A 15,389-nucleotide genomic window follows, 5' to 3' on the forward strand; every position below is an offset into this window, starting at 1 on the left:
GCGATAGGGCTATGCGCTGTGACTCGTCGGGTGCGTTGGGTGACTGACGGGTGGGGCGGAGGATTCGATAGCGGTGGTGGGGACGGCGATGGGAACGGCGCTCGCCTTGTGCGGCGCCATGGCCGGCTGGGGCGTCACGGTACTGGTCACGCGTCAGCGCGTCGCGGTGCTGCGGGTGCGCTGCGCGGACGCCGAGGCCGAGAACGTACGCTGGCGGCAGGCGCACAGCGGCCGCGCCCGTGAGCCGGCCGAGGGCCCGGCGGCTCCGCGCGACCGGGAGCCGGCGGCCGGCGCAGGCACCGACGCAGGCACAATCACTGGCGCAGGTACAGGCGCAGGCGCAAGCGCTGATGGCGACACCGGCGCGGACTTCACCGAGCGCGCCTTCGTGAACATCGGGCGCCGGGTCCAGGCCATCGTCCACAAACAGCTCGGCGACCTCAGCGAGATGCAGGAGCGGCACGGCGGCGATCCGGCCATGTTCGCCGACCTGATGCGCCTGGACCACGCGACGGCGCTGATCGGCCGGTTCGCCGACAGCCTGGTGGTGCTGGCCGGCGAGCGCCCGGGACGCCAGTGGTCCGAACCGGTCCCGGTGTTCAGCGTGCTGCGCGGGGCGATGTCCAGGATCGTCGACTACCGGCGGGTGGAGCTGGCCGAGGCGCCCCAGGCCGAGCTGGCCGGGACGGCGGTGGAGGCGGTCGTGCACGCGCTGGCCGAACTGCTGGACAACGCGACCCGGTATTCGCCCCCTGACTCACCGGTGGCGCTCACGGCGCGCCGCACCGCCGGCGGGATCATGATCGAGGTGGTGGACGCCGGGGTCGGGCTGGCGCCGCAGGCGGCCGAACACGTCGCGCGGGTCCTGGCCGATCCCGGCGCGCCGGGCCTGGACCTCGCCGACGTGGGCGGCTCCCCCAGGCTCGGTCTGGCGGTGATAGGGCGGCTCGCGCACACGGTCGGTTTCCAGGCGAGTGTGCGGCCGTCGGCGGCCGGCGGGGTGAAGGCACAGCTGTTCCTGCCGGAGGAGCTCGTTCTCGTCGGGGCCGCCACGGCCCCGGTGGCGCCTCGCGTATCGGGATCGGCGGGGCGCGCGCCGGCGGATGACGCGCGGACGTCCGATGAGCCGGGTGTGCGGGCGAACGGTACGGCGGACGGACGGCCCGGCGGGCTGCCGCAACGGCGGAGGCGTCCGCCGACGGCGCCGCCGACGGTGGCCAGAACGGTTCGGGTGCCGGGTGTGAACGACCGCGACCGTGGTCCCTTCGACGCGAAATCCGGACCTGGGCCTGGCGCTGACCCTGGCGCTGGCCCCAACCATGGCCCTGGCCCTGGCCCTGGCCCTGGCTCTGGCTCTAGCTCCGGCCCCGAGCCAGAACCCGGCCCCGGGCAGTGGCTCGACGCCTTCCGCGGCGGCCCGGCCGCGTCCCCCGGCGATGACGACGACCGAGAGCGAGGTGCGGCTTCGTGATCCGGCCGCAGATGCAGATGGACTGGCTGCTCCAGGGTTTGGTGGACGGCGTTCCGGGGGCCCGCCACGCGCTGGTGCTCACCGCGGACGGGATGCGGCTGGCGCACTACGCGGTCGAGGAGGACGTGGCCGATCGCCTGGCCGCGATCTGTGCCGGCCTGCAGAGCCTGTCGGCGGCGGTGGCGGAGATGTTCCCCGGCGCGGACCAGCGGACGCGGATGATCGTCATCGAGGTCGGCGGCGGGTTCTTCTACGTGATGGCCGCCGGCGAGGGCGCGTACGTGGCGGTGGTGGCCGACGAGGGTGTGGACGCCGGGTTGATGGGGCGGCAGCTGCGCGATCTGGTGGTGCGGATAGGCGAGCATCTGGCGAGCCCCGCGCGCCGGGAGGGCAGGTGATCTGGTGAGTACCGGATCGCCGCCGCCCCGGACGTCGTGGCTGGGTTCCGGGCCGTCGCAGCAGTCGACGCCGCCCCGGCCCCGGCATGCCGCCGACCACCATGCCGGCCCAGACCATGCCAGCCCAGACCGTGCCAGCCCAGACCATGCCAGCCCAGACCGTGCCGGCGCCGAAAAGGCTCCGCCGGCCGCGGCCATGCCCCGCCGGGGCGAGACCACGAACCCCGAATCGCCGCCGTCCCCACGCCGCAGCACGCTGGAGCGCATCTACGTCATCACCGGCGGACGCTCCGCCCCGGCTGCCGACCTGGACCTGGTCACGCTGATCGTGGCGGCCGACGCGGCACCCCCCGGCCTGTCGCCGGAACAGGCCACGATCATGCGGCTGTGCCGCCGCCCCCTGTCGGTCGCGGAGGTGTCGGCCTACGTGCGGCTGCCGTTCAGCGCGACCGCGATCCTGGTCGCGGACCTGCTGGCGACGGGTCTGCTGGTCCAGCGCCGGCCGATCCGGGCCGCCGGCGTCGATCCCGAGTTGCTCAAGAAGGTGATCAATGGCCTCCGGCGCCTCTGACCGCGCCCTCGCCGCCGAGGTGCACGGTTCGCGCGACGCGACCGACACGGCCGAGCCGGCTGGCATAGCCGACACGGCTGACATAGCCGGCGCAGCCGAGCGCGGCGAAGCCGGCCTCCCCGAACCGCCGGGCGCCGCCGACTCCCCCGGTGCGCCCGGCCTGCCGGCGACCACCTCGGTCGCCCTGAAGATCGCCGTGGTCGGTCCGCTGGGCGTGGGCAAGACCACCTTCGTCACCTCGGTGAGCGACATCTCGCCGCTGACCACCGAGGAGCCGATGTCGGACCCGGCTCCGGCCGGCGCGCCGCCGACGAAGAGCACGACCACCGTCGCCATGGACTTCGGCCGCATCAGCATCGACGAGCACGTGGTCCTCTACCTGTTCGGCACGCCGGGCCAGGAACGTTTCTGGTTCCTGTGGGACGGCCTGGTGGAAGGGGCGCTGGGCGCGATCGTGCTCGTCGACGTCCGGCGCCTGGACGAGAGCTTCGACGTCCTGGAACGCCTGGAAGACCGCGGCGTCCCGTTCGTGGTCGCGGCGAACTGCTTCCCCGAGGCGCCGGTCTACCCGGTGGAGGAGCTGCGCGCGGCGATGGACCTGTCGGGCTGGGTGCCCGTCATCCTCTGCGACGCGCGCGAACGCTCCTCCTGCCGGGACGTCCTGCTCGATCTGAGCAGCTATCTGTTGGAGCTGGTGCCGAAAACGATGCGGTAGTCGCAGTCGCCCTTGCAGGACATGGTCGCCGAGTCGTCGAAGGCGTACGAGTACGCATAAGGCTCAGCGTCCTTGTACACCAGCTTCGCGTAGTCGACCGGCCACTTCGCGGGATCGCAGTTCTGGCGGCCGGACCACTGGCCGGTGCAGCAGTAGGCGTCGCCGCCGAACGCCGCGCACGGGGTCGTGCACGCCACGACCTGGCCGGCCGCCTTGACCTGCATGGGGCCCGGGCACACGATCGGCTTGGTGCACGAGCCCTGATAACAGCCGTCCTGGGAGACCGGGTCCGGTCCGACGCGGTGGCTGGTGTTGATGTACATCGGCAGGTTCGACCCGTCGACCAGGCTCACGTCGTAGAAGTCCAGGCCGTCGAAGGAGTCCAGGGTCAGCTCGGCGAGGGTCGCCGGCGGGGCTCCCGCGCCGCGGCACTGGAACACGCCGCCGCAGTCGCCGCTCAGGCAGTGGCCGGAGCCGGAGGCGGAGAAGGTGCAGCCGGTACGTCCCCAGACCCGGCCGCCCCAGCCCTGCGGGACCGCGAAGGTGACGCTCTGGCCCGGGTCGAGACGCCAGCCGGTCTGCGGGATCGGGTGCTGGGCGTTCGGGTTCGTCGCCGCCCAGATGGTCTGGGTGTCGGCGTTCACGATGGTGATCAGGTGCGCGCCGGCGGGGCGGGCGACGGATCCGGGACTGGAGGTGGTGCTGGATGTGCTGGACACGCTGGACGCGTTCTGTGTCGGCGAGCCGGCGCGCGCCGACGTCGAAGGCTGCGAGCCGGTCGCACTCGCCCGTGATGTCGAAGACGACGCCGATGTCGCCGAGGTGGAGGAACCCGCCGGGCTTTGGGCCGAGGAAGTCGATCCGGATCCCGACCCGGATGCGGTCTGCGCCACAGCCGAATTCGAGGCCTGATTCGCGCTGCCACGACTCGCTCCGAACCCGGCGAGCCACAGCACGAGCGCGAGCGCCGCCATGCCTGCCAGTCCGCCGGCCACGATGGGCCGATATCCGCGTCGTCCGCTGCGATGCCCGGTCATGGGCTCACTCCCCACGTAATCCGATAGCTGCACTCCCCCGTGCATGTCAGAACACTGGTGGCGTCGTCGTCCACGTACGAGTACGCGAACGGCTCGGCCTTCTTGAACACCGCGGCGGAATCGACCGGCCACTTGGCGGGGTCGCACGCGGCCCGGCTCGACCACTGGCCGAGGCAGCACATCTGGTCGCCGCCCAGGGCCAGGCACGAACTCTTGCACGCGGTGACCGCGCCGCCGCGGACCACTTGGAGCACCGACGGGCACGTGGCGCTGGCGTCGCGGGTGCAGCCGGCCTTGGTGCAGCCGTCCGGGCTCATCGGGTCCGGGGTGCGGCCGCCGGACTGGTTGACGTACATCGGCAGGTTGTTGCCCTCGACGAGGCTGACGTCGTAGAAGTCCATGCCCTGCCAGGCGTTGAGGTTGAACTCGGCCAGCGTGGAGGGGAACTCGCCCCAGGTGCTGCCGCACTGGAACTTGCCCTGGCAGTCCCCTGACAGGCAGTGGCCGGTCCCGGCGGAGTTGAACGCGCAGCCGGCGCGCGCCCAGACGCGGACGTCCCAGTGGTCGGGGATGCTGATGGTGACGCTGGCCCCCGGGGCCAGGACCCAGCCGGTCGCGGCGACGGGGTGCTTCGGGTCGGCGGCGACGGCGGGCCAGATGGTCTGGGAGAGCTTGTTGACCATGGTGAGGGTGCGCGGGCCGGTGGCGGGGCCGGTACCGGATGGGGCGGTGGTGGCGGTGCCGGGTGGGGCGGTGGTGCCGGTACCGGGCAGGGCGGTGGTGCCGGACTTCGGCACGGTGGCCAGTGGTGCGGTGGCCGTCGAGGCGCCGGTCTGTGACGTGGTGACCATCGGCGCACTGGTCGGCGGTGCGATGGATGGCGATGCGCTGGACGGCGATTGCTGTGGGCTGGATTGCGATGAGCCCGGCTGCTGCGAAGAGGGCTTTCCAGCCGTGACCGCTGTCCCGCTGGAGCACGCGGCCGCCGTGATGACACAGACCACGGCTGCGCTCAGCGCGAGCAGCCATCGCACCGATATCTCAGGATGCTTCATACGCCACCCCCATCGGAGTCGGCGAACCATTCTGGAACAACGCGGTGCCCGTCTGGGCACCCGACGCCGCCAGCCCGAACCACGCGTAGCGCTCGACGTACGGCAGCGAGTCGAGCATCGCCGCGGAGGCGGTGACGAAGGCGGCCTGCTGGTTCGGGGCCGGATACTGCGTGCCGCCGGAGAAGGAGATGAGCGCGTACTCGGTGACCCAGATCGGCAGGTGGTAGCGGTCGTGGATGGCCTGGAGGTAGGACCGAAGCTGATCGACCGCCGGGCCGGTCCGGAAGTCCGAGCCGTACCAGTGCACGGTGATGAAATCGACGCGGTAGCCGCGCGCCGCCGCACCGGCCATGAAGCGGTCGAGCCAGCCGCCGGGCGTGGCCGCGCCGGTGGCGACCGCCGGACTGCCCAGGCGCAGGCCGGTGGCCTGGAGCTTGGGCCAAAGGTCCAGCGCCTGCTCCACGGTCATGTTGGACTGCGCGCCCATGTCGGGCTCGTTGAAGCCGAGCAGGGTGGAGCCCTGCGAGCGGGCTGTGGCCAGCGTGGCGGGGTCGGCGTTCTTCGCGCCCCAGATCATCGGGACGAACTCCGGGCCCGCGTGGCCGAGCTGGTCGATGCGGCTGGGCGACCAGTCGTAGTACCAGGAGGCTTTGGACGCGGTCAGTGCGGTGTCGAGGGCGGGGGCGCCCCAGGCTGCGACGCCCTTTTTCGGGCCCGTGTGCGCGGTGGGCGATGCCGGCGGCTTCGGGGCGGAGCTGGAACTGAGGCTGGGGCTGGAGGCGGCCGGCGACGACGACGAGCTCGGCTTGGGGGTCGGTGAGGGGCTCGCTATGGACACCGCGCTGCGGGAAGTGGTGGTCACGGCGGCGATCGAGGTGGGTGCCGGCACAGCGCCGGATGTCGAGGAGCCGGCCCAGACCGCCGTGGCGGCCACACTGACAGCGCCGGCCGCGGCCACCGCCGCGATCACGGCCGGGGCTTTGGCGGGCAGGAACCCGAGAAGCTTGCCGGAGCCGTGGCCGAGAGCCGCCGAGCCCGCCGAACCCGCCGAACCGTGAGCACCGCCGGCCGAACCAGCCCCGTGCCCGACTCCGTGCCCGCCCCCGAGCCCCAGCACCCCCGATCCGCCGGCCGCCGCCGTCGCCGCCTTGAACACCGCGGCGGCCAGCGCCGTCGGCACCACCGCCAGCGGCAGCCCGGCCAGCAGCTTCTCGACCGGCACCAGGTCGCTCGAGCGCGCGTCGCAGATCTCGCAGTCCCGGGTGTGGCCCACGAACCGTTTGCGCCACAAGGCGTTGCGGTGGCCGTCCCACCTGCTCGTCAGGTCCGACAGGCCCCGGCATCTCTCCGGCGCCCGCAGTGCGCGCACGACCACGCGCGTGGCCGACAGCTGCTGCTTCAGCCGCTGGATGCGCACCGCGGCCTGGTTCTGCGGCACGCCGAGGGCCTCGGCCAGCTCGGCGCGGTCCAGGCGGCCGTGCTCGGCCAGCCACCACAGCCCCAGGAGCTCGCGGTTGCCGGCGTCCAGCCAGCCCGCCGCCTCGGCGACCTCCCGGCGCTGGCCGGTCAGTTCCAGGCGCAGGACCGTCAGGTCGGCGAAGTCGGCGGCGGGGTCGGCGACGGCCGCCGCCTCGTCCAGCGGCATGGTGCGGGCCTGCACCGCGCTGCGTGCGCGCTGGTGGTCGTGGACCTGGCGGATCGCGACCGCGACCAGCCAGGACCGGAACGCCGCCGGGTCGCGGACGTCGCCCAGGCTCCGGACGGCGCGGACCATGGTCTCCTGGACGGCGTCGTCCACGTCGGCGTGCGACTGGAGGGCGAAGCCGACGATGTTGTAGACCAGCGGCAGTGCTTCGGCGAGCAGATCGCGCAGCGCGGCCTGGTCGCCGCGCTGCGCCGCCCGCACGGTGGCGGCGTCGAATCCGCCCCGCGGTGCTCTCATGCCGGGCCGTCCTCTGTATCAACTGTGGTCGACGGTGGTGGTTGTGCGATGACCATATAGAGGAGACCGTGCGGGCCAGGCCCGCATAACACGAATTTTGACCGGCGTTCTGTTCAGGCCCGGTTCGGCGCGTACACCTGGACGTTCCCGGAGTCGACGCGGACCGCCAGCCGGGGCAGCGCGGGCAGCGGCGAGCCGCCGTGCGGGCGTGTCAGCGGTGCCCCGGCCAGGGTGAAGGTGGCTCCGTGGCAGGGGCAGGCGAGCTGATCGTGAGGGGTGTCCAGGCGCAGCCGGCAGCCCTGGTGCGTACAGAACCCGGACACGGCCTGGACGCGGCCCGACACCCGCCGGACGAAGCCGGTCACCGCGCCGAGGTCGAACGGCAGCACCGCGCCCTCCGGCAGATCCGCGGCGGCCGCGACCGTCTGCCAGCTGCCGACGGTCGGAGTCAGCTCCTGGTCGCCGCCCTCGCCCGCCGGGGACGCCGAACCGACCAGGGCCGCCTCCACGCCAACGCCCGCGACGACGCCGGTCGCGGTGAGGGCGGTCGCGGTCAGAAAGCGGCGGCGGCCCCGGATCCGGTGGGCCTCCGTCGTGGCCGGCGCCGGCGGCGGGGCGTCCTGCCGCTCGGCGAGGCGGCGGCGCAGGTCCTCGACGAACGCCTCGCGCGGGCGCTGTGCGTCGGGTGCGGCGGCGGCCAGGTCGATGGCGGCGCGGGCGACGGCGATGTCGTCCTCGGTGGGCGCGAAGGCCGCGGGGCGGCGCCGGCGCAGCAGGCTGTCCACGTAGCGGTCGATCGGGCGCTTCACGACGCTTCCCCTTCCTTGTCCAGTCCTGCGGCGCGGCGCAGGGCGCGGTGTTGCAGCACCTTGGCGTTGGCCACCGACACGCCCAGCTCGGCCGCGGCGGCCTTGATGGAGTAGCCCCGCAGGAAGCGCAGCGTCAAGATCGCCCGGTGCCGTTCGGGCAGCCCCGCCAGGATCGTCCCGATCCGCTCGGTCGTCCGGCCGGTCCGCTCGTCCTGCGCCGGTCCCGAGGAGAAGTCTTCCAGCCCGGCCTCGCCGACGTCGATCACCGTGACCTGGTGGCCCAGCGTCGAGCGCCAGTGCGTGGCCAGGACGGTGCGCGCCGTGGCGAGCAGGTAGGCCCGCACCTCCCCGACGCTGGCCGTGGTCCGCAGCGGGCCGAAGGCGGTCAGGAACACCTGGGAGGTCAGGTCTTCGGCGTCGTGGCGGTTGCCGACCTTGGCGTACATGAGGCGATAGATCCGCTCGACGTTGTCGGCGTAGATCGCCTCCCAGCCCGGGTACGCGGCCGTGGGCAGCGTCCGCGGCTCGTCGACGGCGACAGGGCGCTCGGGCACGGCGCCCAGCACTTCACGGCGCGGACTGGGCATGCCCTGTCCCAGAACTCTGACAAGCCGCGCCAGGCGCCCGCTGCTCACACCTCATCCTAGAGGGCCCATCTGTGATCGACGTCGCAGAGCGTCCGCCGGTGCCGGAAGGTCCGGTCTCACAGACAGATAGGGACCGGGGTTACACGCCGGCTTCTGTAACCCCGACGGCTATCGGTCTACGAACACGATCGAGCCGATATCAGGAGTCGAATTCCGATGAATCCCAGAGCCGACCGAAGCCCCGGCGGTGCCGGGCGGTCGCGCACAACGGCGCTGGCCGCACTGGCCGTGACCACCCTCGCGCTGGCGACCGCCTGCGGCGGTACCTCGCATCCGGCAGCCGCCGCGAACACCTCCACCGCGATCGAGCCGGGCAGCGGCCAGTCGCTGGCCGGCGCCCCCGGGGCGACCGCCACCAGACCGGTCGCCGGTGCCTCGGACATGCCGAGCATGTCGAGTATGCCGAGTATGTCCATGCCCACGGCGACCAGCGCCGGCGGCGCACCGGCGGCTCCGGTCGCCGGGAACGCCGTGCAGATCATGAACTTCGCCTTCTCCCCGGCCGCCCTGACGGTGAAGGCGGGGACCACGGTGACCTGGACGAACAAGGACTCCGACGCGCACACGGTCACGAGCCAGGGTCCGGGCGGGCCCTTGGGCTCGGCGGCGTTGGCCACCGGGCAGAGCTACTCCTACACGTTCACCAAGCCCGGCACGTACTCCTACCTGTGCACGATCCATCCGTTCATGACCGCGACAGTGACGGTGACCCCATGAGCAACGAGTTCACCCCCGACCTGCCCGACCTGCCCGACGCCCCGAAGGGCTCCGATGGCCCGAACGGCATGAGCCGCCGCCAACTGCTGCGCCACGCCGGCTGGTTCGGCTCGGCCGTCGTGCTCACCGTCGCCGGCGGCGAGGTGGTCAGCCATATCGCGCACGACAAGGACAGCGCCGCCGCGGCCGCGACCGCCGCCGACGCCGACGCGCTGCGCTTCGTGCAGATCTCCGACAGCCACATCGGGTTCACGGGACCGGCCAACACCGACGTCACCGCGTCGTTCAACGAGGCGATCGAGCAGGTCAACAGTCTGGGATTCCGGCCGGACTTCGTCATGCACACCGGCGACCTGACACACCTGTCCACCGCCGCGCAGTTCGACCAGGTCCGGCAGATGCTCACCCAGGTGCGTACCGGCCGGGTGTTCACCGTCCCGGGCGAACACGACTCGGTGGGCGACTCCGGGCGCGCCTACCGCCAGACGTTCGGCGCCGGTACGACCGGGGACGGGTGGTACTCCTTCGACACCCACGGCGTGCACTTCATCGCGCTGGTCAACACCCTGAGTCTGGAAAAGCTCGGGCATCTGGGCGCCGCCCAGATCGACTTCGTCCGCAAGGACGTCGCGGGCCTGAGCTCGGACACGCCGATCGTGGTCTTCAGCCACATCCCGCTGTTCGCGATGTATCCGGCGTGGGGCTGGAGCACCGACGACGCGCTGCAAGTGCTGGCGCTGCTGCGCAGGTTCGCCTCCGTCACGTGCCTCAACGGCCATGTGCACCAGCTGTTCAGCAAGACCGAGGGCAACGTCACCTTCCACTCGGCGACCACCACGGCCTACCCGCTCCCGGCCCCCGGCAAGGCCCCGGCACCGACCCCGCAGGTCCTGCCGGCCGGGCAGCTCAAGGACGCGCTGGGCATCCGGAGCGTGACGTACAAGGCCGGCGCGACGCCGCTGGCCATCACGGACACGAGGCTGGCATGACACGCAGAACCCTGACGGAGATCGGCCTGCGGGTCGCGCTGGCCGCCACCCTGGCCGCCAGCGGCTACATCCACGCTCAGCTCTACGTCTCCGGCTACCGCTTCATCCACGTCGTGGGGGTCTTGTTCCTGCTCCAGGCCAGCGCGTCCTTCGCGCTGGCGGCCCTGCTGCTGGTCGGTGGCCCGGTCTACATCCGCATCGCCGCGGCCGGAGCGGCAGCCGGCGCGCTCGGCGGGTTCGCCGCGTCGCGCACGGTCGGCGTGTTCGGCTTCACCGAGCGCGGATGGCAGCCCTCGCCGCAGTCGCTGGTCAGCGTGCTGGTCGAGGTGGCGACGCTGCTTCTGCTGGCGCCGACGGCGATCGGGCTGGTCAGGCGGCTGGGGCGGTAGCGGAGCGGGTTTATCCGAGCCCTGACTGAAGACCCGACTCCAGAGGGGGGAGCCGGGCCTTCAGTCAGCTCGGCAGTGGCGCGGCCCGGCCGTCCTCCCAGTGGTTGCCCGACCAGACGTTGCCCGGGCCTTGCGGATTCCATTCGGTCACGTAGCCGTACCCGTTCTTGAACTTGACCCCGAAGACGTTGTCCTTCACGACGATGTCGCTGGTCGCCGCCGTCTGGCCGCCGGCGTAGATCGCCCACCCCGCGGTCGCCATGTAGTTGTCCTCGACGGTGACCCGGGACGGGGTGCCGCCGTCGGCCTCGAACAGGCTGATCGCGCTGTTCGTGGTGGTGGTGTCTATCAGGGCATTGTGTTTGATGAGCAGCGACGTGCCGGGGTCGGGGGAACCGTCGACCCGGACCATGTCGATCTCGCCGTCGGCGGCGGCGAACCAGTAGGGGTCGTGGATGTAGTTGTCCTCGATGTCGCCCTGGCTGGTGTAAACGCCCTTCTTGCTCATCCCGTGGATATTGCACCGCAGCACCGTCACCAGCCCGCCGTCATTCATGACGGCCTGCCGGAGCTCGGTATCGGACCGTCCGCCGATCTCACTGTCCTCGACGGTCAGACCGGAATACCCGACCCATTGCAGAATTCCCCACTGATCGATATCCGAACTCTGCGGCGCCGAGATCCGCACGTTGCGGATGATGACGTTGTCAGCTTCCACCCGGATGTCGCCGACCAAGTCGATGTTCTGGATGACGGCGCCGTTCTCGGTCACCAGGATCTCGCCCTTCTTCGGCACGAGACCGGACCCCCGTTTTACGCCGGTGGTCGCGGCGTTCGGCCAGGCGGAGCCCGGTAGCGTCGCGGAATGCGACGACGATGACGATGACGATGGGAATGGCGACGGTGACAGCGATCTCGATGGCGACGGGGACTTCGGCGCAGCGACCGTTCTGGACGCGGACGGCGTTGTCAAGGAAGGAGTAGCGGAAGTACTGGGCGACGCAGTTATAGCCGCGGATCCCGAGTCACAACCGGCTTCCGCAGCCACACAGAAAAACACGATCACCACGGCCATGCCGGGCAAAAGAGTCCGAGGCACCGGCCGACCGTACCATTGATCAGGACAGAAAAATCGGGTTTGCCAGAGCCGCCATATGGCCTTCGGGGTGGCGAACCTCGATACGCACGAACGCTGATTCCGCCGCGCTGGTCTGCCATTGCGGCGAACCGCTGTGCATCGGACCGTCCTGGTTGTGGAAGGTCACCACGCCCGAAGGCACGCCGCGAACCTCAACCCGCGCCACGACCACCTCCCCACCGGTCGTCAGCCGCTCGCCGATTCCGGCGTGCCGGGGCCCGGCCGAAACGCTGAAAGTCACGTGCACCGCAGCCGATTCCGCGATCCAGCTCCGCCCCGCACGCAGGCCGGCGAGAAGGGCGTCGGCGCTGAGGCGGTCGGCGGCCACGACGGTGTGCGGGACCGCGATCTGGCCGTGGAGGTGGGTGTCGCTGTTGCCGATCACCGGGCGCCAGCGGCCTTCGGGGACGTCGGCGGCCAGGGCGCGGGCCCAGTCGGCCAGCGCTGCCTCGTTGTCCGCCTGCCAGGCGACGTCGGAGGTCCAGGGGCCGTTCCAGACCTCGACTACGTCAAAGCCCTGATAAGGGTGACGGAGAGTGCCGGTGGGATAGGGCGCGTAAGGGTGCGCGGCCACGCACAGGCCGCCGACGCGATGTACCTCGGCGAGTTGCCGCGCCAGGACACCTTCGCCCGCGTCGTAATCCCAGGCGACAAGCTGCCCGGGCGCCAGGCCGAGCGCGAGCCAGTGGCCGTCGCGGGTGACCACTTCCTGGCCGAGCAGCACCAGCAGGTCCTCGGCGTCGAGGCCGCGCCAGAGATCGTGCGCCTGCGCCGTGTTGTGCTCGGTGCCCGCGACGAAGTCCAGCCTGGCGGCCCGGGCGGCGGCCACCGCCTGTGCCGGAGTCAGCTCGCCGCCGTTGGAGTGCACTGAGTGGACGTGGCAATCGCCGCGGTACCACGTGATGTTCGGCACGGACAGATTCCTCCCTCAGGCCCTCGGCAACAGTACTGCTGGAAGCAGACCGAGCACCGCGACCACGGCCGGCGAGGCCGCCGACGGCTCCGGCGTCTACTGAGCGGCCTTCTTGCGGCGTGAGGTGAGGGTCATGCCCCAGATGAAGACGCCGACCATCCACGCCATCGGGCCGAGGAACAGTGAGAACCAGAGTCCTGAGGAATGGACTCTGAGCAGGACCAGCACGGGCACGATCGGCGCGATGACGAGGGTGATCGGCACGCAGACCGCGGTGAACACGTCGTGTCGCAGGGCCTTGACCACCGTTCCGGGCCGGAGCCAGCGGTCCACGCCGATCCAGATCGCCGGGACCAGCACGGCGATCGCGGCGAGCAGCAGGTACGACGCCACCGAGGACTGGGCGACCTTCTCCGCGCCGGGTATCGCCAGGGCCGCGCCTGGAAAGACCAGGATCGTCAGGACGGCCGCACCGGCCGGCGCCCTGAGCAGCATCTGCTCGTCGGTCGCCAAGCGCTTCCGGTGGAGCCTCCTCCTGATGTCCAGCGATTCTCTGAGCGACTGACCTTTGGCCCGCGCGCGGAATGTGCGCGCTGCGATGGCGAACGCGACGAACCCCACGTCCGCGATCACCCGGCCGATGCCGCCGCCGACGCCTTGGATCCCGAACATGAAGAAGAGCGTGGAGATCGGCCAGGAGATGATCACGGGCACCGAACCGCCCTCGACCCCGGCGCGCCGCTCGGCGAGGTCCCGCTGATCCATGCCCAGGAGTTCGGCCTTGTCGATCTCCGCGAACGCCTCCAACCTGGTCGTGATCCGGCGCGGCCAGACCGCCCGCAGCGCGTCGGCGAGCGCCAGATGCGCCTCGGGCTCGTCGGGGGCCAGCGCGACGGCCCGGCGTGCCGCGGCGACGGCCTCCCGGACCAGGTCCCCTCCGAGCAGGTCGGCCATCCGCTTATGGCGTGCGGCCAGGGCGCTGACGAGGTCCAGCTGCCGGCGCCAGTCGTCGGGATCGTCCTCGACCGCCTGCCGCGCGGCCGTGACGGCCTCGTCGAGGGCGCCGACCCCGCTCGCCGTCCAGGCGGCCATGGCAACCGCGTCCGGATTGTCGCGCGTCCCGAAATCCCCATTGGGCATCCAGCCGCTCCCCCTGCTCACCCGCACATCGTGTCACCCACACGTCGCCGTGGGAATGCGGTCGCGGCGCAGGCTGAGACGCAGACGCATGTTTTCGACACCCTCGGCTATGGATAGTCTCGCCGCGACCCGCGTTAGCTGGAGGCATGACACCGACCGAGCAGCTGACCACCATCGTGGCGACGGTCCTGACCGGGCTCGTCGCGGGTACCTACTTCGCTTACGCGACCTCCGTCATGCTCGCCCTGCGCGGGCTCGACGACCGCACGTTCATCGAGGTGATGCAGAAGATCAACGTCACCATCCAGAACCCGGTGTTCTTCGCCGCCTTCTTCGGCGCCCCGGCCTTCGCGGCCGTGACCGTCGGGCTCCAGGCCGCGAAGGACGGCGCGTCCGGCTGGACGATCGCGGCACTGGCGCTGAACATCGCCGCGCTGCTGATCACGGTGGCCGCGAACGTCCCGCTCAACAACGCGCTGGACGCGGCCGGCGAACCGGCGGCGATCGCCGAGCCCGGAGCTGTGCGCGCGCGGTTCGAACGAGCATGGAACGCGTGGAACGCGACGCGCGGGGTGGTGCTCATCACAGCCGTCGTCTGCCTCGGGATGGCGTTGCGGGGGCGGTAGCGAGCAAGCTTGCCCGGTGGACTGGACTGCCGCCGCGGGGCGGCTTCCCGCTGCCGGACACCGCGCACCTCGGCTGGCACCGGGCGCAGGTCTTCCGCCCTCCGACACGCCAGCGTCGCGTTCACTCTGTGTGACCGCACGTCCGGCACCTATCCGCAGGTCGGAACCCCCACCGATTCCTTTCCCGCCCGCGCCGAGTCTGCCTGGGTGACGGCGGTCGCCGTCCGCGAATGAGAGGATCGATGATGACGGAATCGAACACGTTCCCGGGTGTGGAGTTGAGTGCGGCCTTCGACAGCACGATGAGCGTCTTGCGGAAGGTCGAGCCGCATGACCTGGCGAAACCCACGCCGTGCGCCTCGTGGGACGTCCGGGCGCTCGTCAACCACGTCATCAGCGCGGCGCGCTGGTGGGCGTCGATGGTCTCCGGTGACAAGGGGCTTGAGGCCGCGGAGGGTGAGGACTATGCCGCCGGCGACTTCGTGGCCGCTTACGAGGAGAGCATCCGTGTCACGCTCGATGCCTTCGGGGCGGAGGGGGCGGCGGAGCGGATGGTGACGGTGCCCTTCGGGGAGTTCCCGGGTGCGGCGCTTGAGGGGTTCGCGGCCACAGACCAGTTCGCCCACGGCTGGGACCTGGCGCAGGCTCTCGGGCACGACACCGACCTGGCGCCGGAGTTGGCGGTAGCGCTGCTCGGGCTGGCCCACGTCTCCATCGACGACTCGCTGCGCGGGCCGGACACCGAGGCCTCGTTCGGGCCGGAGTGCGCGGCGCCTGAGGGCGCGTGTCCGGCGGACCGGCTCGCCGCGTTCCTCGGGCGAGAGGTGTAGGG

At 71.5% G+C, this 15,389-nt stretch carries 19 protein-coding genes; 11 read left to right on the forward strand and 8 right to left on the reverse strand.

Annotated elements, in window-relative coordinates; all coding sequences use genetic code 11:
- The first annotated feature begins 88 nt into the window (after nucleotides 1-88).
- From ABH926_RS10885 to ABH926_RS10900, 4 genes are read left to right on the forward strand one after another with little or no spacing between them, the layout of a single operon-like run.
- Complete coding sequence (locus ABH926_RS10885) at nucleotides 89-1,471, forward strand: sensor histidine kinase (protein WP_370365312.1); 1,383 nt, start codon at nucleotides 89-91, stop codon at nucleotides 1,469-1,471.
- Between the two features lie 17 nt (nucleotides 1,472-1,488).
- Nucleotides 1,489-1,869, forward strand: a complete 381-nt coding sequence (locus ABH926_RS10890; protein WP_370365550.1) for a roadblock/LC7 domain-containing protein — start codon at nucleotides 1,489-1,491, stop codon at nucleotides 1,867-1,869.
- A gap of 4 nt (nucleotides 1,870-1,873) precedes the next feature.
- Complete coding sequence (locus ABH926_RS10895; protein WP_370365313.1) at nucleotides 1,874-2,440, forward strand: DUF742 domain-containing protein; 567 nt, start codon at nucleotides 1,874-1,876, stop codon at nucleotides 2,438-2,440.
- Nucleotides 2,421-3,155 (forward strand): ATP/GTP-binding protein, encoded by a 735-nt coding sequence (locus ABH926_RS10900; RefSeq protein ID WP_370365314.1) that lies wholly within the window; start codon nucleotides 2,421-2,423, stop codon nucleotides 3,153-3,155. Before ABH926_RS10895 ends, ABH926_RS10900 begins: the two co-directional genes overlap by 20 nt.
- Here the strand turns inward: ABH926_RS10900 and ABH926_RS10905 are convergent.
- Complete coding sequence (locus ABH926_RS10905) at nucleotides 3,119-3,874, reverse strand: thaumatin family protein (RefSeq protein ID WP_370365315.1); 756 nt, start codon at nucleotides 3,872-3,874, stop codon at nucleotides 3,119-3,121. The two genes, ABH926_RS10900 and ABH926_RS10905, sit on opposite strands and share 37 nt — an antisense overlap.
- On the opposite strand from ABH926_RS10905, the gene ABH926_RS10910 reads away from it, so the two are divergent.
- Nucleotides 3,864-4,067, forward strand: a complete 204-nt coding sequence (locus tag ABH926_RS10910; protein ID WP_370365316.1) for a hypothetical protein — start codon at nucleotides 3,864-3,866, stop codon at nucleotides 4,065-4,067. The genes ABH926_RS10905 and ABH926_RS10910 overlap by 11 nt on opposite strands.
- A 121-nt stretch (nucleotides 4,068-4,188) precedes the next feature.
- Here ABH926_RS10910 and ABH926_RS10915 read toward each other — a convergent pair whose 3' ends face one another.
- The 4 genes from ABH926_RS10915 to ABH926_RS10930 all read right to left on the reverse strand — a co-directional run bounded on the left by ABH926_RS10915 (nucleotide 4,189) and on the right by ABH926_RS10930 (nucleotide 8,585).
- A complete protein-coding gene (locus ABH926_RS10915; RefSeq protein ID WP_370365317.1) occupies nucleotides 4,189-5,043 on the reverse strand; it encodes a thaumatin family protein in 855 nt (284 codons plus the stop codon).
- A gap of 190 nt (nucleotides 5,044-5,233) precedes the next feature.
- On the reverse strand, nucleotides 5,234-7,189 hold the full coding sequence (locus ABH926_RS10920; protein ID WP_370365318.1) for a sigma-70 family RNA polymerase sigma factor: 1,956 nt from the start codon (nucleotides 7,187-7,189) through the stop codon (nucleotides 5,234-5,236).
- 113 nt (nucleotides 7,190-7,302) lie between these two features.
- Nucleotides 7,303-7,998, reverse strand: coding sequence for a Rieske (2Fe-2S) protein (locus ABH926_RS10925; protein ID WP_370365319.1), 696 nt, complete (start codon nucleotides 7,996-7,998; stop codon nucleotides 7,303-7,305).
- A complete protein-coding gene (locus ABH926_RS10930; RefSeq protein WP_370365551.1) occupies nucleotides 7,995-8,585 on the reverse strand; it encodes an RNA polymerase sigma factor in 591 nt (196 codons plus the stop codon). The genes ABH926_RS10925 and ABH926_RS10930 overlap by 4 nt, the downstream gene beginning before the upstream one ends.
- 216 nt (nucleotides 8,586-8,801) lie before the next feature.
- On the opposite strand from ABH926_RS10930, the gene ABH926_RS10935 reads away from it, so the two are divergent.
- The 3 genes from ABH926_RS10935 (at nucleotide 8,802) to ABH926_RS10945 (ending at nucleotide 10,740) form a co-directional block, all read left to right on the forward strand.
- Nucleotides 8,802-9,362 (forward strand): plastocyanin/azurin family copper-binding protein, encoded by a 561-nt coding sequence (locus ABH926_RS10935; protein WP_370365320.1) that lies wholly within the window; start codon nucleotides 8,802-8,804, stop codon nucleotides 9,360-9,362.
- 68 nt (nucleotides 9,363-9,430) lie between these two features.
- Entirely contained in the window at nucleotides 9,431-10,351 is a 921-nt protein-coding gene (locus ABH926_RS10940; protein ID WP_370365552.1) for a metallophosphoesterase, read from the forward strand.
- Entirely contained in the window at nucleotides 10,348-10,740 is a 393-nt protein-coding gene (locus ABH926_RS10945) for a hypothetical protein (protein WP_370365321.1), read from the forward strand. Before ABH926_RS10940 ends, ABH926_RS10945 begins: the two co-directional genes overlap by 4 nt.
- A 64-nt stretch (nucleotides 10,741-10,804) precedes the next feature.
- On the opposite strand, the gene ABH926_RS10950 is transcribed toward ABH926_RS10945, so the two are convergent.
- Nucleotides 10,805-11,512 carry a hypothetical protein gene (locus ABH926_RS10950; protein WP_370365322.1) on the reverse strand — a complete coding sequence of 236 codons (708 nt, stop codon included), beginning with the start codon at nucleotides 11,510-11,512 and terminating at the stop codon, nucleotides 10,805-10,807.
- Between ABH926_RS10950 and ABH926_RS10955 the strand changes: the two genes are divergently transcribed.
- Entirely contained in the window at nucleotides 11,490-11,858 is a 369-nt protein-coding gene (locus ABH926_RS10955) for a hypothetical protein (protein ID WP_370365323.1), read from the forward strand. The two genes, ABH926_RS10950 and ABH926_RS10955, sit on opposite strands and share 23 nt — an antisense overlap.
- On the opposite strand, the gene ABH926_RS10960 is transcribed toward ABH926_RS10955, so the two are convergent.
- On the reverse strand, nucleotides 11,859-12,791 hold the full coding sequence (locus ABH926_RS10960) for a CehA/McbA family metallohydrolase (protein WP_370365324.1): 933 nt from the start codon (nucleotides 12,789-12,791) through the stop codon (nucleotides 11,859-11,861).
- A 96-nt stretch (nucleotides 12,792-12,887) separates the two neighbouring features.
- On the reverse strand, nucleotides 12,888-13,931 hold the full coding sequence (locus ABH926_RS10965; RefSeq protein ID WP_370365325.1) for a hypothetical protein: 1,044 nt from the start codon (nucleotides 13,929-13,931) through the stop codon (nucleotides 12,888-12,890).
- Nucleotides 13,932-14,077: 146 nt separating this feature from the next.
- Between ABH926_RS10965 and ABH926_RS10970 the strand changes: the two genes are divergently transcribed.
- On the forward strand, nucleotides 14,078-14,557 hold the full coding sequence (locus ABH926_RS10970; protein ID WP_370365326.1) for a DUF1772 domain-containing protein: 480 nt from the start codon (nucleotides 14,078-14,080) through the stop codon (nucleotides 14,555-14,557).
- 242 nt (nucleotides 14,558-14,799) lie between these two features.
- Entirely contained in the window at nucleotides 14,800-15,387 is a 588-nt protein-coding gene (locus ABH926_RS10975) for a TIGR03086 family metal-binding protein (protein ID WP_370365327.1), read from the forward strand.
- Nucleotides 15,388-15,389: the final 2 nt, after the last annotated feature.

The sequence above is a fragment of the Catenulispora sp. GP43 genome (assembly GCF_041260665.1).
Taxonomy (GTDB): Bacteria; Actinomycetota; Actinomycetes; order Streptomycetales; family Catenulisporaceae; genus Catenulispora.

Bases quoted from the DNA above. Each gene is read 5' to 3' on its own strand.
- ABH926_RS10885 (WP_370365312.1), top strand. From the start codon at position 89: ATGGGAACGGCGCTCGCCTTGTGCGGCGCCATGGCCGGCTGGGGCGTC.
- ABH926_RS10890 (WP_370365550.1), top strand. From the start codon at position 1,489: ATGGACTGGCTGCTCCAGGGTTTGGTGGACGGCGTTCCGGGGGCCCGC.
- ABH926_RS10900 (WP_370365314.1), top strand. From the start codon at position 2,421: ATGGCCTCCGGCGCCTCTGACCGCGCCCTCGCCGCCGAGGTGCACGGT.
- ABH926_RS10915 (WP_370365317.1), bottom strand. From the start codon at position 5,043: ATGGTCACCACGTCACAGACCGGCGCCTCGACGGCCACCGCACCACTG.
- ABH926_RS10920 (WP_370365318.1), bottom strand. From the start codon at position 7,189: ATGAGAGCACCGCGGGGCGGATTCGACGCCGCCACCGTGCGGGCGGCG.
- ABH926_RS10930 (WP_370365551.1), bottom strand. From the start codon at position 8,585: ATGCCCAGTCCGCGCCGTGAAGTGCTGGGCGCCGTGCCCGAGCGCCCT.
- ABH926_RS10935 (WP_370365320.1), top strand. From the start codon at position 8,802: ATGAATCCCAGAGCCGACCGAAGCCCCGGCGGTGCCGGGCGGTCGCGC.
- ABH926_RS10940 (WP_370365552.1), top strand. From the start codon at position 9,431: ATGAGCCGCCGCCAACTGCTGCGCCACGCCGGCTGGTTCGGCTCGGCC.
- ABH926_RS10945 (WP_370365321.1), top strand. From the start codon at position 10,348: ATGACACGCAGAACCCTGACGGAGATCGGCCTGCGGGTCGCGCTGGCC.
- ABH926_RS10955 (WP_370365323.1), top strand. From the start codon at position 11,490: ATGACGGCGCCGTTCTCGGTCACCAGGATCTCGCCCTTCTTCGGCACG.
- ABH926_RS10965 (WP_370365325.1), bottom strand. From the start codon at position 13,931: ATGCCCAATGGGGATTTCGGGACGCGCGACAATCCGGACGCGGTTGCC.
- ABH926_RS10970 (WP_370365326.1), top strand. From the start codon at position 14,078: ATGACACCGACCGAGCAGCTGACCACCATCGTGGCGACGGTCCTGACC.
- ABH926_RS10975 (WP_370365327.1), top strand. From the start codon at position 14,800: ATGATGACGGAATCGAACACGTTCCCGGGTGTGGAGTTGAGTGCGGCC.